The 21,706-nt window shown below is 44.8% G+C and carries 20 protein-coding genes; 6 read left to right on the top strand and 14 right to left on the bottom strand.

Annotated features, from left to right (window positions below; genetic code table 11):
* Positions 1–210 precede the first annotated feature (210 nt).
* Positions 211–765 carry a DUF882 domain-containing protein gene (locus tag VP504_RS03275; protein ID WP_325892926.1) on the top strand — a complete coding sequence of 185 codons (555 nt, stop codon included), beginning with the start codon at positions 211–213 and terminating at the stop codon, positions 763–765.
* A 69-nt stretch (positions 766–834) separates the two neighbouring features.
* Here the strand turns inward: VP504_RS03275 and VP504_RS03270 are convergent, their stop codons facing one another.
* A complete protein-coding gene (locus tag VP504_RS03270; RefSeq protein WP_325892924.1) occupies positions 835–2,571 on the bottom strand; it encodes a lysophospholipid acyltransferase family protein in 1,737 nt (578 codons plus the stop codon).
* 37 nt (positions 2,572–2,608) lie between these two features.
* On the bottom strand, positions 2,609–3,433 hold the full coding sequence (locus VP504_RS03265; RefSeq protein WP_325892923.1) for a UDP-2,3-diacylglucosamine diphosphatase: 825 nt from the start codon (positions 3,431–3,433) through the stop codon (positions 2,609–2,611).
* Between the two features lie 279 nt (positions 3,434–3,712).
* Here VP504_RS03265 and VP504_RS03260 point away from each other — a divergent pair, with 279 nt between their 5' ends.
* Entirely contained in the window at positions 3,713–4,366 is a 654-nt protein-coding gene (locus tag VP504_RS03260) for an MBL fold metallo-hydrolase (protein WP_325892922.1), read from the top strand.
* 18 nt (positions 4,367–4,384) lie between these two features.
* Here the strand turns inward: VP504_RS03260 and VP504_RS03255 are convergent, their stop codons facing one another.
* The gene (locus VP504_RS03255; protein WP_325892920.1) at positions 4,385–5,074 is read right to left on the bottom strand and encodes a DUF2982 domain-containing protein; all 690 of its coding nucleotides are present in this window, start codon (positions 5,072–5,074) and stop codon (positions 4,385–4,387) included.
* A 392-nt stretch (positions 5,075–5,466) separates the two neighbouring features.
* Between VP504_RS03255 and VP504_RS03250 the strand changes: the two genes are divergently transcribed.
* Together VP504_RS03250 and VP504_RS03245 are read left to right on the top strand one after the other, a co-directional pair.
* Positions 5,467–5,844, top strand: a complete 378-nt coding sequence (locus VP504_RS03250; RefSeq protein WP_325892919.1) for a MarR family transcriptional regulator — start codon at positions 5,467–5,469, stop codon at positions 5,842–5,844.
* Between the two features lie 355 nt (positions 5,845–6,199).
* Positions 6,200–6,601 carry a hypothetical protein gene (locus tag VP504_RS03245; RefSeq protein ID WP_325892918.1) on the top strand — a complete coding sequence of 134 codons (402 nt, stop codon included), beginning with the start codon at positions 6,200–6,202 and terminating at the stop codon, positions 6,599–6,601.
* A gap of 31 nt (positions 6,602–6,632) precedes the next feature.
* Here VP504_RS03245 and VP504_RS03240 read toward each other — a convergent pair whose 3' ends face one another.
* Entirely contained in the window at positions 6,633–8,042 is a 1,410-nt protein-coding gene (locus VP504_RS03240; protein WP_325892917.1) for a basic amino acid/polyamine antiporter, read from the bottom strand.
* 472 nt (positions 8,043–8,514) lie between these two features.
* Positions 8,515–9,018: a hypothetical protein gene (locus tag VP504_RS03235; RefSeq protein WP_325892915.1), complete on the bottom strand. Its 504-nt coding sequence runs from the start codon at positions 9,016–9,018 to the stop codon at positions 8,515–8,517.
* Positions 9,019–9,213: 195 nt separating this feature from the next.
* Here VP504_RS03235 and VP504_RS03230 point away from each other — a divergent pair, with 195 nt between their 5' ends.
* Positions 9,214–9,855, top strand: a complete 642-nt coding sequence (locus VP504_RS03230) for a thiopurine S-methyltransferase (protein WP_325893974.1) — start codon at positions 9,214–9,216, stop codon at positions 9,853–9,855.
* Between the two features lie 62 nt (positions 9,856–9,917).
* On the opposite strand, the gene purT is transcribed toward VP504_RS03230, so the two are convergent.
* The 9 genes from purT to VP504_RS03185 form a co-directional block, all read right to left on the bottom strand.
* Positions 9,918–11,093 (bottom strand): formate-dependent phosphoribosylglycinamide formyltransferase, encoded by a 1,176-nt coding sequence (purT, locus tag VP504_RS03225; protein ID WP_325892914.1) that lies wholly within the window; start codon positions 11,091–11,093, stop codon positions 9,918–9,920.
* A gap of 169 nt (positions 11,094–11,262) precedes the next feature.
* Positions 11,263–12,147, bottom strand: a complete 885-nt coding sequence (locus VP504_RS03220) for a DMT family transporter (protein ID WP_325892913.1) — start codon at positions 12,145–12,147, stop codon at positions 11,263–11,265.
* Positions 12,148–12,268: 121 nt separating this feature from the next.
* Positions 12,269–13,156 (bottom strand): cytidine deaminase, encoded by an 888-nt coding sequence (cdd, locus tag VP504_RS03215; RefSeq protein ID WP_325892912.1) that lies wholly within the window; start codon positions 13,154–13,156, stop codon positions 12,269–12,271.
* A 149-nt stretch (positions 13,157–13,305) separates the two neighbouring features.
* Positions 13,306–13,995, bottom strand: coding sequence for an LrgB family protein (locus tag VP504_RS03210; RefSeq protein WP_325892911.1), 690 nt, complete (start codon positions 13,993–13,995; stop codon positions 13,306–13,308).
* A 3-nt stretch (positions 13,996–13,998) separates the two neighbouring features.
* Complete coding sequence (locus VP504_RS03205; RefSeq protein ID WP_062708875.1) at positions 13,999–14,343, bottom strand: CidA/LrgA family protein; 345 nt, start codon at positions 14,341–14,343, stop codon at positions 13,999–14,001.
* A 136-nt stretch (positions 14,344–14,479) separates the two neighbouring features.
* A complete protein-coding gene (locus VP504_RS03200; protein ID WP_325892910.1) occupies positions 14,480–14,989 on the bottom strand; it encodes a hypothetical protein in 510 nt (169 codons plus the stop codon).
* Between the two features lie 121 nt (positions 14,990–15,110).
* Entirely contained in the window at positions 15,111–16,535 is a 1,425-nt protein-coding gene (sbcB, locus tag VP504_RS03195; protein ID WP_325892909.1) for an exodeoxyribonuclease I, read from the bottom strand.
* A gap of 108 nt (positions 16,536–16,643) precedes the next feature.
* Complete coding sequence (locus VP504_RS03190; protein WP_325892908.1) at positions 16,644–18,599, bottom strand: sensor domain-containing phosphodiesterase; 1,956 nt, start codon at positions 18,597–18,599, stop codon at positions 16,644–16,646.
* Between the two features lie 104 nt (positions 18,600–18,703).
* On the bottom strand, positions 18,704–19,972 hold the full coding sequence (locus tag VP504_RS03185) for a GGDEF domain-containing protein (RefSeq protein ID WP_325892907.1): 1,269 nt from the start codon (positions 19,970–19,972) through the stop codon (positions 18,704–18,706).
* Between the two features lie 455 nt (positions 19,973–20,427).
* On the opposite strand from VP504_RS03185, the gene VP504_RS03180 reads away from it, so the two are divergent.
* Complete coding sequence (locus VP504_RS03180; RefSeq protein WP_325892905.1) at positions 20,428–21,234, top strand: TauD/TfdA dioxygenase family protein; 807 nt, start codon at positions 20,428–20,430, stop codon at positions 21,232–21,234.
* Positions 21,235–21,706 lie beyond the last annotated feature (472 nt).

The raw sequence follows: 21,706 nt of genomic DNA, 5'->3' as shown, positions 1-21,706 counted from the left end.
ACAATCTCAAAAACCAACTAAAAATCATCAGGAAACGCTGAGTTTTACACCTTTTTGCTTGTTTTTGAGACAACCGAGGGTTTGATATACGTTTTCATTATCGATAGATTCCAATTGTTTTTAAGAGTTGCTACAGGAAAAGCGCGACATTCAGCGCAGTTAGCAAGTCTGATTTTGTTTTTAGTACTTTGTGGGGAATAGTTAGTTGTTATGGACGGTTTGGATACCCAACGTCGTCGCTTAGTCTTGGGTGGTGCGGCGTGTTTAGTGGCGGCAGCCTTACCTCAAACGGCGCTCGCTCTGCCGTTGGCAGTCGGAAAACCACGAAATTTGGATATGCTAAGCATTAATACCGGCGAACATGCAGATGTTTGTTATTTCAACGGTAAGCAGTATGTAGATAAAGAATTGGCTGTGTTGAACCAGCTATGCCGTGATCACAGACGCAATGTTTCTACCGATATGGATCCGAAGCTTTATGATCAACTTGCCGCTATCTTCGACTTAGTAGATGCAAGAAACCCGATCACTATGGTATCGGGCTATCGCTCGCCAGCCACTAATGAAATGCTGCGTAAAAACGGCGGTGGTCAGGCTAAAAAGAGTTACCATATGACAGGGCAAGCCATCGACTTCTTTATTGAAGATGTACCATTGTCGAAGCTACGTAATGCGGCGCTGGAACTAAAAGCAGGTGGAGTGGGTTATTATCCACGCAGTGGCTTTATCCATATTGATACTGGCCCGATCCGGAGCTGGTCATAGTGTCAGATTAAGAAAAAAGGCGCTTCGGCGCCTTTCTACTTCTACTTCTACTTCTACTCTTCCTTTTATTTATCCAAATTCGACTTCTTTTATATGTGGATAAATATAGCGGCATCGCTTTTTCTCTTTCAGTTTGTTGATATCGACCATCACCAATCCATCGATGCAGTCGGCAAAGTCGGGGTCGATACTGAAATCAAGAAACTTCACACCACCTGGTTCGCACAGTTCGCTGTATTGCTTGTAGAGCGTTGGAATACTTGTTCCGAGATTATCAAGCAGCACCTTGAGCGTCTTGATATCTTTCTGGTAGTCATCACCACGGAAGTGAGCGAGTAGTTCGTGTTCTTTTTGGCTATCGAGATTGAAAGGACGTTTAGAACGCGCGATAGTCTCGTGAGCGCCAAAGTATGTTCGATAGAAGAAAATTAGCAATTCTTTGGCTGCCTGAGGCAGGGCATTGCTAATCGTGACTGGACCAAACAGATAACGGTAGTGAGGGTGCTTCGCCAGAAATGCACCTATTCCTAACCAAAGATAATCCAGACTACGTTTACCCCAGTACTTTGGTTGTACAAAGCTTCTGCCAAGCTCCAAACCCTTATCAAGCACATTGGACATGCCATCGCCATAATCGAACAAAGTATGGGTATACACAGCTTTCAGGCCATGCTTTGCAATAACGGCCTGTGTATCACAGAAGCGATAAGCACCGACGATGTCCATGACTTCCGGATCCCAAAGCACCAAATGAAAATAGTGCTGATCGTATTTGTCGATGTCACGACGCTGTCCTGTGCCTTCACCTACCGCGCGAAATGCCACTTCTCGTAATCGGCCAATTTCTCGCATCACATGAGATTCGTCTTTGTAACGATAGAGGTAGATGGCTTTCCCGTCTGGCGTTTCGCCTAGCAATTCGCTCTGTTCCAACTCTTTCGCAAGTTTTAGCCGTGGCTCTGGAGACGCTATGGCTGATTCGGTAGGGAACTCTCCGTGCTTACCTTTTGCAATGCTGTAGAGGTGCTTCTTGAAGAGCTTGACGCGGGTTTTGGAAGGCAAGTTGGCACTGGCGTGATAACTGGTGAAAGGAATGGCTTCGCCAATGGTGAGATTGATAGTGTTATTCTCCTGCCCAAACATTTCATTAACCAGAAGCAGGGTAGAAAGGGGTTTGTAAACTATGGATGCGCCATAGAAAACGGCGGAATTTCTGCCATCAACGTGAATAGGCAAAATAGGTGCTTTGGCTTTAGTCGCCATTTTCAAGAAGCCGTGGTGCCAGGCGCCGTCTTTCACACCTGTAGGACCTAAACGCGACACTTCACCTGCAGGGAAGATGATAAGTGCACCTTCGTTTTGGAGCCATTCATCGATTTTACGCAGGTTTTCTTTCGGTGTTTTGCCAGACATATTGTTCACTGGCAGCAGGCAGTTGTGCATAGGCTCCAATTGCATCAACAGATTGTTGGCAACAGCTTTGGCGTCGGGTCGAATTTCGCGAACCAGCTTCAATAGCGCGAGCCCATCCAGTGAACCAATCGGATGGTTGGCGATAATGACAACTCGGCCAGTCGAGGGAATACGCTCTCGTTCACGATCGCTGGTGGCATAACTGAAGCGAAAATAGTCCAGTACCTGTTCAACAAACTCGAAGCCTTTTAGATAAGGGTATTTTTCAGCAAAATCCTGGAAAGCTTCTTCATGAAATAAGCGGCGGAGTGTAGAGCTGACAGGGCGAGAAATCCAGCGTTTTTCAGCAATATTTGGGTAATTTTGGGCGATTACATCTTCAATGTTAAACATGTCTGTCCTTGTGCCTTTGATATCCTAAATTTGGAAATCATGCGGCTTCAATACATTCTTTTTCTTCGCGCAGTTTGATCATTTCTGGATCAATAAAGGCTTCGGTTTCAGCTAATAATGTGGTTTTTTCTGTCCACCTTATGAGTTGGATTGTTCCGTCATGCTGCTCAATCAGCGCGGTACAGTTTTCAATCCAATCTCCATCATTGAAGTAAAAAGTACCTTCCAACTGCTTGATGTCTGGATGGTGAATGTGCCCACACACGACGGCATCAGCACCGCGGCGACGCGCGAACTGCACTGCCGCATTTTCGAATCGCTGAATGGCCACATTCGCAGAGTTCACCTTGGATTTGATGTAAGACGCGAGGGACCAATACTGGAACCCTGCTTTACGACGAATTCTCGCCCACCATCTGTTGAGGAACAGTAGGAAGTCATAACCGATGTAACCCGCAATTTCAGTCAGGCGGCTGTGGCAAACTGCGTTGTCGAATTCGTCCCCATGAACGGCGACAATACGCTTTCCGTTGACGGTCTCGTGTTCGAAGCGGGAGCGCACTTCAATACGCCCAAAATCAAACTTGAGGTAATCACGCACGGCAGCGTCATGGTTTCCGGGTATGTAAATAAGGCGAGTGCCATCATGAGCATGCTTGAGCAGGAGCGAAAGCACCTGACTGTGCGATTCAGGCCAGTGATGGCTTGATTTCATAGAGTAGAAGTCGACGATATCACCAACAAGAACGATAGTTTCTGCGGTATGTCGGTTTAAAAAATCGAGCAGGTATTGCGCTTTACAATCCTTGTTTCCCAAATGTAGATCTGAAATCCACACGGTACGCACTGAGATTTTGTTCATAGGCATCCATCTGATGATAAAAACAAATCAACCTTCGAAGATAAAGTTAATGCGCTTAGATGAAGGGGAGTTGTCAGATGGGTGACATAGTGGTGTCAGACAGTTTTCAAACTGATGACAAAATCAACAATTATTACTCCAATCCTTTGATCATATTAAATTTCATGAATTTGTTGATATGGAATACAACGGCGAAGTTTTAATGGAACGGTTCTCGTTAAAATGAGAACGCGGGCATGGTATGCTTTCGCTGATTTTTGCATTTATACGGATTTTCTTATGGCTTTGAAGTACGAAATCGTTCCTGTAACAGGGTTTCAGCAAAACTGTTCCATCATCTGGTGTGATAAAACCAATGAAGCGGCCTTGGTCGATCCTGGTGGTGATGTATCGAAGCTTGTCGCGAAAGTGAATGAGCTTGGCGTGAACGTAGTTAAAGTGCTTCTGACTCACGGCCATTTGGACCATGTCGGCGGTACCGAAGAAATCCGAGATGCCTACAATGTGCCAGTTATTGGCCCTGAAAAGCAGGACGCATTCTGGTTACAGGCACTGCCAGCACAAAGCGAAATGTTTGGTTTTGCGCGTACTGAGGCATTTGACCCTGACCAATGGCTGGAAGACGGTGATGAAGTCACACTGGGTGAAAGCGTTTTGAAAGTGATCCACACGCCAGGCCATACTCCGGGCCATGTTGTGCTTTTCAGTGAAGAAGATCGTATGGCGTGGGTGGGCGATGTGCTGTTCAACGGCAGTATAGGCCGTACAGACTTCCCGAAAGGAGACCATGAGACGCTGATCAGCTCTATCAAAGAGAAACTGTTCCCGCTAGGTAACGACATCACGTTTGTGCCTGGCCATGGCCCAACGTCAACTTTTGGTATTGAGCGTCAGCAAAATCCATATGTCGCGGATAACATGCCAATCTGGTAATGGCCGAGTAAAAAGACCTTATTTTTCTGCGGGTGTTCCGCCTGCAGAAGCCAAATACTGTCTTGTTAATCCCACAAAATCTTCTAGCGGCCTATCCAATAAGTCTTCACTGACGAACACGTCATAGCCAAGTAACTCCCGAGTATACTTCATCCTGTTTGCCAGCATGGCAACCAGCCCTTTATAGACTCTGCCACTTTCTGATATATAAGGCGTATCGTCGAACATCATGTCTTCCAGCTTGCTGCTCACAGGCTCTTCTGCGCGTCTGTACGCGCTGAGCAACAACCCACGTTGTTCCATAATGATATGGCCAGCAAGACGATAGCTGATGCCTTCAAGGAAAGGTTCGTAATCTTTCAGTTTGACACCAAACCAGGGAAGGGATTGATGCCAGCCTTCCTGAGAAACTGAAGGGACGCCGATTTGATAGATGTTACGCCATTTTAGACTCCAACCACCTTTGGGTGTGTGGTGCTGGATATGCATGTCAGTAAGAGAGAAAGAAATACGTTGTTGGTCGATGATATAGCCAATGTACGCACCTAACGAACCCAGTAGGCATAACCCTATGAGTGCGGGTACAGGTTTTACCTGAGGGTTGAGCAAAATAAAGGTCACCACCACCATCGCCAGTATTAACACCGCAATGCGGAAGTATTTGCCTACCTGTTGGTGGGGAGGGTAAATCAGCAATCGTCTATTCACTTGGTCTGATACTTTTTATTCATTACTAAAATAAAGCCTAGTTCGATCACCAAAGCTTCGTTGCATGACAAACCCAAACAACCTGAATCCTGCAACTTCAGGTTGTTTGGGTATAAATACTATCGGTCGAATTCTAAACAAAATAAAGTGTAGTTTCCGACACTTGGCTCAACTTTCGTTCTCAATCGTTGTTAGTGCTACAAAATGCGGGTGAATTTTGATATAAAACGCGCTTTGTTTTTAACTCTGCTTGATACCGAAGTGGTTATAAAATGCTGGTTTAGGGAAGTAAAACAACGCTTTTGCCTTCCCAAACGGGATTTTGGAACGAGTATTCGCTTTCGAAAACTGTCGGTAATATTCAATGCAGTACGTCGGAGTAGGACGATTTAATGAAGATCTCTCACAAGCGTAAAGTTCAACTTAAGCTTCAGAAACACATTAAAGCAGCAAAATCTGCATCAGCAGTTGTTGCGAAGAAAGAAGCGCCAGTAAAAGCGGTTAAAGCTGAAAAGCCGGCAGTTGAGCAAAAACCTGAAGCAACCGCAAAAGTGGTAGCAGAGGTTTCACTGACCCCTAAACAGCAGCAAGTACTGGATATCGTTCGTCAGAACGCTGAAGGTATCAACCCTAAAGGTATCGGTCTGGCTGCGGGTCAGGAAGAATCTAAAGCGGCTTCTTGGGCGACAGGTGCGCTGAAGAAATTGGCTGAAGAAGGTGTTGTAGAGCGTATCCAATCTGGGAATAAAGTTCTGTACAAAGCACTTTAATTACGACTAAAGACAATATGTTTAAAGGACCAGCCCAAGGGCTGGTTTTTTTGTAGCCTTTTTTCGGCGTTCTTTAACTTGGTGTTAAAGGGCTGTAGAGAAGATTGGTGGATTTTCTTGGCAAGAAAAACTATTCGCCGATCAACCCCAAAGTTCTTGTTTATTTGCGAGATTAATCGCGAAAAACGCATATAGTGGGTGATAAATTAAACATTAACCAAGCAGGCTTTCTAAAACGCATCTGGCTATTAACTTTATTCCTTGCTTGCCAATACTGGAGCCAAAACGCGAAGGGTTGAACCAGAGAAAGCCGCCTGGAATATCTCTATAATGATAAGAAGCAACGGGATTTGCTATGACGGGATATTTAGACAGTACAGAAAAGCACAATTCGCACGTCGTGAGTTTCGATTACACCCAGTTTCTGTGTGAATCCAGCCGTCAACACTGGACGTTTTTGGAGGCAATAACTTCACAGCTCAGCCGGTTCAGGCGACGTCAGGTCGAAAGCTACCAAGGTTTTCTTCCAAGCGAAGCGTTTACGCTTTCAGTGTCACACTCACTATCATCTCTCTACAGCGATGTGTCTAACCTTGTCACGCTAGTGGAAGAAGCTAAAAAACAGCACATTGAAGCTCTGAATGTGTTCCTTCCTTATGCATTGGATGACGTAGAGCTTGATAACATTCGACGGAAAACCGGTGCCATGATCATCCAACATGAAGGTGAGCGGGACTTTCTGCAAGTCAACCTATAAGCCTGGTGGCATTACTCGCAACAGAACCAAACTAAAGTTTGACCCCTTCAGCGACCAAATAGATGCCATAGACACTGGCAAGTACAATTGCACCAAGCAGGATCTTGTTTCTCCCGTTAAAGCCTGGTTTACCGGATTCCCGCATTGTATGAATATAAAAAGCCAACCCTGGTAGGTAGAGAAGCGTTGCTAACAACAGATGGTGAATACCTGACGCATAAAGGAGCCAGATGCCGTACACGGTAGCGAGAAATGAGATGGTTTTGACTTTGAACGTATCAAGCTCAGAGAAAGACAACTTCATCAGGTAAGCCGCGACAAGCAGATAGGGAACGAGGATCATTTCAGAAGCGATGGTAAGTAAGTCATCATATCCGCCGCCGATAATAAACATTAGAATCAGGCATAGCTGAACGGCGCAACTTGTTAACCAAAGTGAATAGATTGGTGTGCCGTTTTGGTTGGTTTCCGCAAAGACTTTGGGAAACATGCCGATCTTTGCAGCAGTGTAAGGCGTTTCTGTTGCCAGTAAGGTCCAACTTAAGTAAGCACCAGAGACTGAAATTATCAGTCCTATACCTATGATAGCTGAGCCGACTTCTCCAATCAGTGTTTCAAGGATCTTTGCTGCCGATGGGTTTTGTAACTTGGCAAGTTCTGGAGTAGAAATTACGCCCATAGAGAGCAGGGTGACAGAGACATACAGGAACAGGCAAATCAGCAAGCCAAGGATGGTTGCACGGCCAACATCTTTTGTGTTTTTAGCTCGGCTCGAGACAACAACGGCACCTTCCACACCAATAAACACCCAAACAGTGATCAGCATGGTTTGTTTTATTTGATCGAATAGGCTTGGCTCACCCGCTATGCTCACACCTGTGAAATCAAACGTGAACGTATTCCACTTGAAGGCGATAAACGTAGCAATGATAAAGACGCAAATCGGAATTAATTTAGCGATGGTGGTGACGTAGTTAACGATAGCGGCTGTCTGGACGCCACGTAAAACCAAGGTGTGGACCAGCCAAATCAGAATCGATGACAATACGACAGAGAGGAGTGTGTTGCCATCACCAAAGAGTTTAAAGGTTGGCGTGTCAAAGAACAGTCCGAGAGTGCTGAAGACAATCACCAGATAAGAAACGTTCGCTACAGCGGCACTAAGCCAATATCCCCATGATGAGAAGAAACCGCATAAGTCCCCAAAACCAGCCTGCGCGTAGCCAAATACTCCACCTTGAACTTCAGGTTTGCTTAAAGTGAGTTCTTGAAAGGTCAGAGCCAGACATATCATGCCAAATCCGGTAATCAACCAGCCAAGGGATACTGCTGCGGGGCTGGCAACAGCAGCCATGTTCTGGGGAAGGCTGAACACTCCAGCGCCGATCATTGAGCCGATGACCAGTGCGGTCAGTGCTTTTAAATCCAATTTATTGCTCAAAACCAAGCTTTCCAAGTTCTAACTGCGTGAAGGCTGAGTATAGATAAGGACTTAGCGTGACAATTTTTTCAGAATTGGGAAATTACAGCTTAGTGATGCTATTGAAACAGCGATGTTTATACAGGGCCTCTTGACCTTTGGTGGTTCCATTTTGTTCTAGCAAAAAGCGCTTTAGGCGAGGCAAGGTATGTGCCGTCTAGCATTGAGCAAATACACCGAAACAAAGCATAAGACGCTTTGTGAAGAAGCCTTTGGGTAGCGTTTGAGGGGTTTTTCTACTGCGTTATCGGCTTCTCTATGTAGACAAACTAAACATCAAAGCGTCTACCTTGTATATAGTCCCCCCAAACTACTGCAAAAATCATCACCAAAGGTCAAAAGGCCTTTGGCTCTAAAAAGGTTTCGCGGCACTTGAAATGATGATGACTCCAAGCGCCGCGAGGCAGTGTTCGATATTGTTTTGAGGTGGAGCTTAATGGAGTTGCTCTGGTACACCTGAAATCACGAAACCCGGTGTGTGGATTTCCGACCCTGACACAGATTCTGCAAATTGACTGAGTTCACCGAAGCCAATAACAGCGGCTGATGTGTCAGATGCCAGTGCTTTATTCATTAGCGCCTTAGCATCGTGGGTTGCTGTTGGACGAGCAATACGGATTTGTGATTGTTTAATACCAGCCTTTGTAAAAAGCGAGAGAGAAAAATTGGATGGTGGCGCGACCAGAGTGATCCACTTATGACTCTCTGCAAGACTTTTTACCAATCGCAATAGGTAAGCCAGCTCACTCATGTTGTTCTGGTAGATATTCACTGAGACTAAATTGCTGGAAACCATGGCATCATTATTTTGATAACGATGCGCTTGGTGAAAGCTGCGAGCACCAGCTGCAAGACGGGCGTAATGATCACGGACGGCAGAACGGGTCATGTGTGTATGGTGAACGGATTGGTTGATCGCAAACGACTGTTTCATCATGGTTTCCTGTACGAATATCCAATACTGTATACGTATACAGTAGTTATAAATCGGTCAAAAAACAATAGAAAAGTGGAAAACATCGCGAAGTTGATCACGAATATGATCCTTCTCGCCTTGGAGAAGTGGTTTTTTCCGGAATGACACTGTTAAGATATCGCCCTTATGTGGAAAAGTGATAACGAGAACAACACTATGGATCAGGAATTCTGGCATAGCCGCTGGGCAGAAAACCGCATCGGTTTCCATCTCTCAGATACCAACCCGCTGCTAGTGAAATACTGGCCCTTGCTCAATCCAAAGCGTGAGGATGCGGTATTCATTCCTATGTGTGGGAAGTCGATTGACTTGAGTTGGTTGGCAAGCAAGCACAATGAGGTGGTAGGGGTGGAGCTCAGTGAGATTGCCGTCCGTGCGTTTTTCTCGGAGCATCTATATACGCCGACTGTGACTTCAATGAGCCCAACGATGAAGCTGTATCAGTTTGATGAGCTTTCTATCTATGCTGGCGATTACTTCACTGTCCCGTTGGACACCTATTCGTTGATTTATGATCGCGCTGCATTAATTGCGATGCCGGATTCTATGCGCCAGAAATATGTCGAAAGGCTGTTATCGCTTCTAAAACCTGGCGGGAAAATCTTGCTGGTGACGCTTCATTATCCTCAGGAGCAAATGGATGGGCCTCCTTTCAGTGTGGATGGAGATGAAGTCCGTCGATTGTTTGATGGGTACAAGATCACGCATTTGAATAGGGATGAGGACAGTGATAGACCACCAAAAGGCAAGGCTGCAGACTTCTTTGCCGAAGAGGTTTGGTTGATAGAATCAGAATAGTTCTGTCTTTATGGATAAACACGCCACCCAAATCGGTGGCGTGTTTTATTTCAGAATCAGACCTACAAGTCTACTTGAACAGTAGCAGCAACATTGACTGCTTTACTGACGGCTGAGTCGGTATTGTCATCTTTTGCCAGAGCAACGCCTAAACGGCGTCGTCCATTGATATCAGGTTTGCCGAAAAGGTGCACTTGGGTATCGCTATAACGCAGTGCCTCAGTGAGTCCCTGAAAGCTAATGTTTTCCGACGTACCTTCTGCAAGGATAACGGCGGAAGCTGATGGTCCAAACTGGCGAATCGCGTTGATAGGCAAGCCCAGAAAAGCGCGTACATGAAGAGCGAATTCAGAGAGGTCCTGAGAGATTAATGTCACCATGCCGGTGTCATGTGGACGAGGGGACACTTCGCTGAACATGACTTCATCGCCTTTGATAAAGAGCTCAACACCAAACAAGCCGTAACCACCCAGAGCGGTTACCACTTTACGCGCAACTTCTTCAGCGGCTTTGAGCGCTTTCTCACTCATAGCTTGAGGCTGCCACGATTCACGATAATCGCCGTCTTCCTGACGGTGGCCGATTGGAGAACAAAAATGAATACCATCGATCGCGCTAACGGTGAGAAGGGTAATTTCGTAGTCAAACTCTACAAAGCCTTCGACAATGACTTTACCACGGCCAGCACGTCCACCTTCTTGTGCGTAGTCCCATGCATACTGGATGTCACTACCAGATTTCACCACGCTCTGTCCTTTGCCGGATGAGCTCATCACTGGCTTCACAACGCATGGAAAGCCCACATGTTTAATTGCTTGCTCAAACGCTTCCTGAGTGTCAGCAAATGCGTACGGGGAAGTAGGAACCTGAAGTTCTTCTGCAGCTAGGCGACGGATACCTTCTCGGTTCATTGTCAGCTGTGTAGCTCGAGCAGTAGGCACAACGTTGAGGCCAGATTTTTCCAGTTCCACCAGACGATCTGTAGCAATGGCTTCAATTTCCGGTACAACGTAGTCAGGCTGTTCCTGAGCGATCACGGCGGAGAGAGCGTCACCATCGAGCATGTCAACAACGTGACTCCGATGGGCAACTTGCATCGCTGGCGCATCGGCATAACGATCACAGGCGATGACTTCGATACCAAGTCGTTGGCATTCAATCGCCACTTCTTTACCAAGTTCACCAGCGCCTAAAAGCAGGACGCGGGTTGCGCCAGAACGGGTAGCAGTACCAATCATGATTTTCTTCCATTCACTCAAATTTCTAGCTGTAATTCTACCTTAGGCAATCGTTTGCGCAAACGTTTCTTTCTTTTGTGAGGCAGCTGAAAAACAGATATTCTGCTGGCGAAAAGATAGAGGTTGAGACTAAAAAGCCGTTCAAATTGTACGGCTTAAAACTAGGGGGCTACTTGCTCGTGGGCTTTCGCGTTTCCCAGTGGGTAATGAAGAATACAGCTGCGATAATGATGGCCGCCCCCAGCCACAATCGGCCTGGTGGCGCCCAGCCAAATACTAAGAAGCCGAACAAGACATTCAAAGGCAGCTTTGCGTGGTCGAAAGGCTGGACGAAGGAGGCATCCGCTACTGCATAGGCTTTGGCAATCGCCCACTGAGCCAATGCAGTCAATAGGCCTGCTCCAAACAACATCAGCCAAACTGTCTGACCGCTAGGCATCGTCCACTCTGGCGCAGCCAATAAAATGTTAAACGGAGTAATCAGTAGTAGAAGATAAACGACCATTGTGGTTGGTGAATCATGGTGCGACAACTTCTTAACCATCAGCGAGTAAGTGGCCCAGAAGAAGGCAGCACCGATAGGTAGGAGGGTTGCCCAGCTAAAATCATCGGACCAAGGTTCCAAAATAATCATGGCACCAATAAAGCCGCTCAAGGTTGCAAACCAACGTGCAGGGTCAACTCTTTCGCCAAGGAAAAGGCCTGAACCAATGGTGGCAAATAGCGGTGATGTCATCAGCAGCGCGATGCCCTGCCAAATCGGTACCGGGTAAGCTAAAGCCCAAAGCCAAAGTTGAATACCAATCACTGAGAAGAAGACGCGTAGACAGTGCATGCCTAGATGTTCGGTTTTCAGTGCCTGTCGGATCCCTATACTTTTCAGCCAAGGAAGCATGGCAATCAACGCAATGAAGTATTGAATGAATGCAACCGTGGTAGAAGGTAGCTGCATTTTAAAGCTTACGTACTGCGCGAGGCTGTTCACCATCGCGAAGCAGACCCCGGCGGTCAGCATCCAAGTGGCACCAAGAATAGGATTATGTTGTTGGCTCATGTGCATGTAGGAAAGAGAAAAAGTGTTCCGATACTAGCGAAAAATTTGTGCTTGGGAAGGGAAAACCGCAAAAACGCCGGGATTTTCCGGCGTTTTGTCGTTATTTAGTGGCAAACGAATCTCAGATTGCCAAGTAGCTCAAAGGAATATCTGGATTCAAGGCTTCCAGCATTGCCTGCGTGTCTTGAAGATGGCTGTTGTTGGCATTGGCTGTTTCAACCAGAACCACTTCCTGAATTTCAGCAAGCGATACGTCAGCGAGATTCATCAAGTTCAGGGCAACCTGAAGTGGAGGCATACTCGGGTTAAATGCTGCGTTTTCAGCATACATTCCCATGTGGACATTGCCTTGGTTGTCGCGAACCGCAACACCGCTAAGATTTCGGGTATATGGCGCATGGCTTCGATTTGTTGCTTCAACTGCGGCTTTGATTAACTCATCGTCTTCTTGCACAGTGAGGCCATGGTTCACTGGTGCCAAAAGCGGTTGGTCGATGCCCAAATCTGAAGGTCCGAAAGCTTCTGGCAGATAGGTGTGCAGGAGTTTAGCTTCGCGATCAGGCAACTGAACTTGCAGTGATTCTGCACCTTTTAATTCATTCATGAACTGACGGCAGTGTCCACAAGGGCTGTAGTTTATGGTGATGTCTTTGAGCTGGGATTCACCTTTCAGCCAAGCGTGACTGATTGCAGATTGTTCAGCATGCACAGACTGGTTCAGCTGAACACCTTCATATTCCATGTTTGCGCCAAGATATAGTCGACCTGATTCACCACGTGCAATCGCGCCAACATAGAATTTTGAAATAGGGGCGACAGAGTAGGCGGCAGCAATCGGTAGTAAGGCAACGCGCGCTTCGGCATCTGAAAGGCCGGCTTTTTCAAGCAGCTCAGCATAGTCCTGAGCGCTGATCGTGGCATCAAATTTTGGTGCAGAGACAATTTTAGTCACTGCTTCTTTGAACGGAGTAGGTAAAGCAGCAATTGCTTCCTGAACGCTAGCTCGCATTTTCGCTCCAATGCTCGTGTTATGGGAGAGTATTTTAAAGCGAATCCGGGTCCAATTAACGTGATTTATATCACTTAAAAATTGCAACTGTTTCTTTCATTGCATTAATTAGGGTGAACTCACATGAATTCGATTTCATTTGAAGCCAGTCATGTTGTTGTGTAACTGACAATAAAAGCAATAACTGGAAAAACAAAGGGAGCTAGAATCGTTGTAATGATGCCGCAAATCACTAAGGCCAACGAGCTCATCGCACCTTCCTGATAATTGCTCTCTGCCGCCTTTGCGGTGCCAATAGCATGTGAGACCGCACCAATTGAAAGCCCTCTGGCCAGAGGGGACTTTACTTTTAGTGCATTCAACAATGGATAGCCAATTAATGCGCCAAACAATCCGGCTACGACGACAAGCGCGGCGGTGACGGCAGGAATACCACCAATATGACTGGCTGTGCTTAACGCAAAGGGTGTTGAAATAGATTTTGGTAAAACAGAGGCAGCAATTTGAAGATCGCCACCTACCAAAACGGCAATCAGTGACCCCAGGATCATTGAGGCGATACTAGCGCAGGTGCACGCGATTAGAATGGTACGCCAGTGTCGATGAATCACGTGCATCTGCTCGTAAAGCGGATAGGCCAGTGCTATCACTGCGGGGCCCAACATAAAATTGATAGCTTTGTTTTGATCAAAGTAAGTTTGGTAAGTATCACCGCTATAAATCACCATTGGCATCAGCACAATCAGGCTCATTAGTAGTGGGTTAAAAACAGGATGACGAAGTTTCAGTGCGATCTGTCTGGTTATGGCATAAACGATAAGTGTAGCGATAATCCACATGGTTCAGTTTTCTTCCTTCTCTTTATCCAAGAGCTTCGCCATCACCACTAATACGATCAGCGAGCTTACTATCGTTGCGCCTAATAAAGGCAGAGAGTCAGAAATCAACAGCGTAAAGTGATCCATCAGGCCCATACTGGCCGGGATAAAGAAAAGTGGCATTACCATAATGAGCAAGGTACAGGCATCTTTTACCCAGCGTCCCGGTACGATACCCGTGGTCAGACTGACGAAAAGCAGCAACATACTAACGATACTGCTTGGAAAAGGAAGATGTAAAAGAGTAGTGATGATGCTACCAACCGCGTAATAGAGAGCGATCAGCAGGAATCCGATCAGGTATTTCAAGATTTAGGCTCGCATGGTTAGACATGTCGACATTCTAATACGAGTTTGGATATGAAACCTTGTTCAATTCGTTGAAGGTGATGTGAAAAACAAAAAACGGTAGCGTTAGCTACCGTTTACCGTTGAGTATTTCGGCTTAAATTAAGTAAACAACACTCGCTGCAACAGCAACCAGAGCAGTGACAGTGCCGATAAAGATGTGTGCCTTCCTAGGCGTCGACCGAGTATTGGTAATCACTTCTTCTATGTTGATGTCGAGTTCATCGGGCAGCGAAGGATCGGGGGGCAATTCTTCCTGTTTCTGATAGGTTTTCTGAGGCAAAGCGATTCGATAACCATGGTCGCCCACCACATCCAAAGGAAGAACTTTATCGCCTTGACGATATGACTTGGCCAACAAAGAGCAAATGCTGTTTTGGTACTGGGTAAATGTAGAATCGGGTAGAGAGGTTGCGGCATAAAGCACTCTTGCCGACAGCACTTCCCCCGCGTGATAGCAAAGCATTTCCAGCAGTCGACACTCTTCAAAGGTCAGCGTTGTGACGGTGCTGTCACGCCAACGTAGGGAACGGCTTTCGGGTTCGAAATCCACATCTGAAAATCGGTAGCAGCGACTGTTGACCTTTGTGACCATCTCATTTCCCACATGGCAATCTCTTATAAGAAAAGTGTGGACTCAAATCACAAAATATCAAATGAAACGCACCTGAAAATGCAGGTGCGTAAAGAGAATGTCACACGGTAAACACTTGATCTACGTTGAAACCCTATGACACCAGTGATTCAACGTAAAGGTAAACCGATTTGAGAATATTAAATTTTTTGTCATCACCTTGGTTGGCTTCGGCTAATGCTTCTAGATTTGCCATGTAAGCGGGTAGTTCTGACTCAAAGTAATCACGACGATGCATATGCCATTTTTTTTGCTCACTGTCACTCAATGTAGATGGGTAATTACGTGCACGGTAGCGGAACAGCAGAGGTTTGATACGTTCATCTGAGACTTGGATATCCAATGCTGCCAGGTTTTCCGGCTTGGTTTGGCGAACGATGTCCATGGTTGAGCGGTCAGATGGTGAGAAGAAGCCGTCATAGAGTGCGGCGTCGACGTTATCGGAAGACTGATATTCAGACTTTTCAGCATACAGCGCGACAAGTTTTTCACGAATTTCCGGATGCGCCTGAAGCTCTTTCAAGTTATCTAAGCATTGTTGGCGATCGATACCTAACCTAGCAGCATCTTCTGGGCGAAGGGTTTTAGCTTCAGCCAATACCGGGCACTTGTTTATGTGGATGAGCTTAATGGGGGCTGGAAGTTCATCCGGTGCCAGATCGGAATGCTTGGTGTATAAACGCTCACGAAGGGCATCTGTGCCTAAATCAAACAAAGGTGAGGGATCCCGCCCTAAATCAATGGTAATCACCGCATTTTTGTTGTCAGGATGCCAAGCGACAGGAACAATCCAACTGGTATTGCCACGTTCAGTACCAAACATGCCTGACACATGTACCAGTGGCTTCATAGAAACCACATCAATTAAAGGCGTGAGTTTGGTTTTATTACGGTACGTGTAGAGGTAATCAAACAAACGGGGTTGCGCAGTTTTTAATTTCTTCGCCATTTCGATGGTGGCGTGGACATCCGCCATGGCATCGTGTGCATTGCTATGTTCAATCCCATTGGCAACGGAAAGGTGTTCGAGTTTAAAACTGATATTGCCCTCACTGTTTTCCGGCCATTCAATGCCATTTGGGCGAAGCGCATAAGCTGCACGCATGGTATCAAGCAAATCCCAGCGTGAGTTACCGTTCTGCCAGCTCCAGCTATATGGGTCGAAGAAGTTGCGGTAGAGGGTGTAGCGAGTCACTTCATCATCAAAGCGGATATTGTTATAACCCACTGCGCAGGTGCCCGGTACTGAAAGCTGTTCGTGGATTTTGGCAATAAATTCCGGCTCGGGTAAGCCGCGACTGACGGCTGTTTGTGGCGTAATACCTGTGATTAGACAAGCCTCTGGCTGAGGCAGATAATCATTTGGCGGCTGACAGTAAATCACCAACGGCTCACCAATGATGTTGAAGTCTTTGTCTGTTCTGACGCCTGCAAACTGGCAGGGGCGATCAAGAGCAGGGCTGGTTCCAAAGGTTTCGTAATCAAAGAAGAAAAAGGTAGGTTCGTTGGCTTGTTTCACGGTGTTATCCAAGGGTTTGATAGGCAGGAGGATGTTACCGTAATTTAGATGAGAAATCTTGCCAAGGATAAGAAAAACAGGCCTCGATAGAGGCCTGGCTCAAACTCTTTATACCGGGGTCGGTTTGTGAACAAGATAGCCTTGTAGGTAGTCGATACCCAGCATCTTCAGGTAGGTTGCTTCTTCCTCCGTTTCGACACATTCCGCGACAACTTGAATCTTTAACGTCGTCGCTATGGAACGGAGATCCTGAATGATAGCTTGCTTAATTGGGTCGGTTAGACAGTTGCGCACTAATGAACCGTCAATTTTTACGGAGTCAACCGGCATAGTGAGCAACTGGTTATAAGTTGCATGACCTGCACCGAAGTCATCAAGCGCAAGCTTAAATCCTCGTTGCTTAAGATAGGTCAGACTTTGCAACAATATCTCCGGGTTATCGATGTTCCCTGATTCTACGATTTCAATATTGACTTTACTTATGTCGAGTTCGAGATTATCTACCCAATCGAGTAGTTGGCAGACTGCTCGGCCGTCACTTAAATATTCGGGTGTCAAATTGATGGAACCATATTCAAAGCTATTTTTATGTAACCCACTTAAATATTTTAACTGTGCATGAACAATTACATGTTCTAAAGACTCTAAATAACCTAGCTTTTGGGCGCATTGAAAAACAATGCCGGTATTAAGGACCTTTCCTTCAAAATGAAATCGGCTTAGTAACTCGAAAGTTACTTTTTCTGGATTAGCCAGATCTAGATAATTTTGACGTAATATCTGGAAGTTAGAAGGGTTAAACTCTTCTAGCATACCAATGTAGTCATCAAGATCTGACTTGTCGCAATCGACCATTGTGTTTAATGACGATTTGTAACCTAATCGCATATGTACATTTAGCCGATTAACAGCCTGATTTATACGAATTCCTTTACGGCAGTGACAGTAATAAATTTTTTCAGGATAAAAGCTTTCTTGCCGAAGGTCTAAATACTTTTCAAGCTTAGATGGTAAGTCATGCATTTGTTGAATAGCAAGTTTCTCACTATCACTTAGAATAATTAGTGCTGAGACATCATAAAGAATGTAGCAACTATTATAGAGTGAGGTATTATTCTCGAAAAAACGAGATATGTGGCGTAGGATGTTATCTCTTTTCTCGAGTGGATACTTAAAAATAGGCCGTAAATCTATTGCAGAAACTATAAAGTTCTCTTTCTCTAAAGTGTTGGCATCCAACTTCTGGAAAGTGCCAAAATTGCTCTGCTTGTCAAAATAAAGACGATGTAAATTTCCTTCAATTTCATTGCGTAAAGATCTTTTATATTCAAGCATAATATATATTATCAGTGAAAACATGAAAAATAGAGATAATCGTGTATTCAAAGTGTGCAAATTATCATATGCATTTGGGTGGAAAATTTGTCCATAACCGATAATCATCAGTAGAATTTGTGTCAGCTCTGAGAAGTTGAATACCGCCAAGGTGACTAAAGGAGCTAAAATCATATAAGTTACTGATGCAGAATGGAAATTAGTGTCAGTAAAATATAACACAAGTAAAATACTGGTCACTAAAATAGCCTTGTATATCCATTCCGATTTAGGTAGTGAAAGTAGATTTCTAAACATTACCTTTATTCTTGAAGGGTTACTAATATAATAGAAAATAGTGACGATAACAGGCGCGGTAATTAATATACCAATTGCATCTGTTAGGTATACATTTAATGCGGCGTCGAGGCAGTATTGATTCGGTGCCATTATTGCGAGAGACAAGGACCCAACACTAGGTACGACAAAGATAAATACACAAAATGCTACACGAAGAGAATATTTGGTTTTCCGAATGTAAGTAAGAACCTCTACTGCGAGGTAAAGCGTTATCGTCATAACAAGTGTATATAAATATCCCACACCACTTGGTATTTGATTGATAAACGTATAGAAAGCCAGGAGACCAAGACACTGACCCAATACTCCACTTTTTCCATACATGTAAGCCGAAGCGACCATAGCGCCAGCAGTGATCGAGAACAATTGCGCCCGTACTATGCTTTCCATTGGATACCAAGAAAGCTGTGTACTTAGTATCACAAACAAAAAGGACAAAAAAACATAACGCCCCTTTGTCTCAGATGTATATCGAGGGATTGATTGAAAGTATGTCACGCGATTGTCACTTTGTTACGACCACGATGCTTTGATTGGTAAAGTGCACCATCTGCAGCCTTATAAGCTTCTGAAAAACTAATATTGTTCGCAGTATATCCACCAATAGATATGGTTACGGATAAATCGGCAATATCATCAAGAGCAATAGATTCTCTGATCTGCTCTGCCTTATCAAATAGACTATTGCGCTTCATATCTTTAAACATTACGATAAACTCTTCACCACCCCAGCGAACAGCTATATCCTCTGATCGAATTTGAGACATTATTATCTGCGCACATATCTTTATCACTTCATCTCCTTTTGTATGTCCATATGTGTCATTGATTTTTTTAAAATGGTCTATGTCGATAACCAGTAATGAAAATTTATTTACACGTTTAAATTTAGGTTCATAGTAATCCCGCCGATAAAGGCCTGTCATTTCATCTTTTTTAATGAATTGACCATGACGATGTACAAAGCAGTAAATAATGTGCGTTAAAATGGAAAGTATGAAAGATGGCCATAAGGAGGCTTTTAATACACTCGTAAAGTTAGAGCCAATCTCGATTTTTTTATCAGTCGTACAGGGGAGTCTTCCCTCGGATTTAAAGATGTTTGATGCATCATCCAGGCTTAAAACCGTTTTGTTCTGATCGTTATACTTATCCACTAGGGTGTCTGTAAAAGACGCTTTGATGTCAACGGCAACAATAGCGTCCAACGATTCTCGATTGTGAATCGGAAAATAGATAGTACGGATTTGCGCATTGGTTATCGATTCAACATAGACTTCTGTCATGCGAGTGTTACATCCGTAAAACTCTTGATATGTATTGTTGAGTTTTTCGCGGGTCATGAGCCTTTCGAAGTTTTTCGTCTTCTTATTCTTGCTGAAAAGCTCCTCGTAGCCTGGGTGTAGAGGCATAAAAAGGCCGTAGTTACTGGCGTTTTCTAAAATAGAAATAGACCAAATTGCCTCTGGCGCAAATTGCTCTAATCTATCATTCAACTTATCCAAGCCGGGGGCCAGGTTTTTAACCTTTGTTGGTTTTTCAAGCACAATGATACTGATATCACCATGTTTATGTACCCCTGCCTCCATCGTTTCCGAAGATGAATTGTTGTAAAAATAGCCAAATCGTCGGATGGTTGAATAGAGATGTCCATAATCCTCACCGAGCTTTTTAATGAGTTGTTTGGAGTGCATCATGTTGTAGGCTTGATAACCGATGGAAACGAGCACCAATGTAAATGTAAATAGTTTTACAAAAGACATTAGATGTAAGTACCTAACCTGATTACGGAAATTCATCTTCAATTTATGCCTGACTACGTTGCCTTAACGTTTCTGGAATGTGATCTGGATTATATTTTTTCGGCGAGTGTAATCTTTTTAACCGTTTGGTCAACGAGGAATTTTTATCGTGTTAGTAAATGACTTGAATGAAAGACATTTGGTCAAGCTGGTCTAAAAAATGAGCAGTATGTTATGGGTGAATGTAAATGATGATTATCGGGTCTTAGTCTTAGCTCTTGACGAAAATATGGAGTAGGTGGAGACACACAGCTAGCTATACCCAACAATCTGAATACAAGCATCTCCAGGTTGTTTGGGCATATAATTCAGTTGCTTTTCATCCTTGAGCTACATGGTGGATAGCGTAGTGGAAACAATGATGGTTTAGAGAGGACTGCGTGATAATAAAACCTTGTAATAAGACAATAGGCGCTATGATTTCAGGTATTGATCTTGCCAGTTTTGATGACAGCGAGTTTACTCAGATCTACCAAGCGTTTTTAAAATACAAAGTGATTTTCTTCCGGGATCAATTTCTTTCTCCTGAATCGCAACTTAAGCTCGCTGCAAGATTTGGTGAACTGGAAGCACCGCATCCCTTCTTTCCTCACGTTTCCACGCAACCACAAGTCAGCGAAATTGAAACCACGCCGGGCAACCCTCCAGGGAAGAGCTATTGGCACACTGATATGACATGGCAGTCTGCTCCCCCCAAATGTTCGGTACTTTGTGCACAGCATCTACCCGATGAAGGAGGGGACACCATTTGGGTTTCCATGGAAGATGTCTATGCGTCGTTGCCTGAGAAACTTAAGCGACAATTGGACGGAAAAACTGCGACTCATGCTGTTCATGGGTTCACCGGCAGCCGATTTGATGAACTGGACAATAAAGGAGAGAGTCGTGTCGACAACATTTCCAGAGACATACAAGCAGTTCATCACCCAATTGTTGTTAAACATCCGGAAACCGGAAATCCCACTCTCTATTTAAATGAGCAGTTTACCCAGCAGGTTGATGATAAAGGATTGGAAGAGGAAGGAGTGACATTAGCTAACCTCTTTATCTACAGCCACAATGAAGCGTTTCAGGTGCGTTTTCGATGGGAAACAGGAAGTGTTGCCATTTGGGACAATCGCTGCACTCAACATTTCGCAGTGACAGATTATGGTGATAAACCAAGGAAGTTACACCGGGTGGTGGTCAAAGGTTCAGAGCCGCAAGCCTATATACCCAAATAATCTGAAGATGCAGGATCCAGCGAGTTTGACTGGCGTTGTGATCGCGGCGTTCCTTTGCAGGTGTAATCACCTCCATCAAAAAGGAACAATAAAGAGCACGATGTCAGTCAACTCGCACGAAGGGAGGCTTTCAATGCGCCCACTTCATCGTTAAATTCCACGGAAATAGTAACGACTATTCCTCGCGAAATTTGCCTCGAATTAAACGCATTGATGGATCGAGAGCATTACCATTGCAGTCAATACGACTGGTGGTTGCCGTTACATACTATAGTCAGATCTTTGGCCGAACAGGTTTCTGGAAGAACTTAATGAGAAATCGAAGCTCCTGCTGAATAAATTTATTTAGCGTAATTATTCCTCCCCTAAGTTTTTCGTCAAACCACTTATGGCATAGGACTCTCTAATAGAAGAGTAGTTTTAAATGCTTATAGTGTGCTTTGAAGTGATTTTGTACTTCGGCTTACTATTA

The organism is Grimontia sp. NTOU-MAR1 (genome assembly GCF_035758505.1).
GTDB classification, from domain to species: Bacteria; Pseudomonadota; Gammaproteobacteria; order Enterobacterales; family Vibrionaceae; genus Enterovibrio; species Enterovibrio marinus.
Note: the sequence above shows the minus strand (reverse complement) of the source record. Positions and strands in the feature narration are given on the sequence as shown.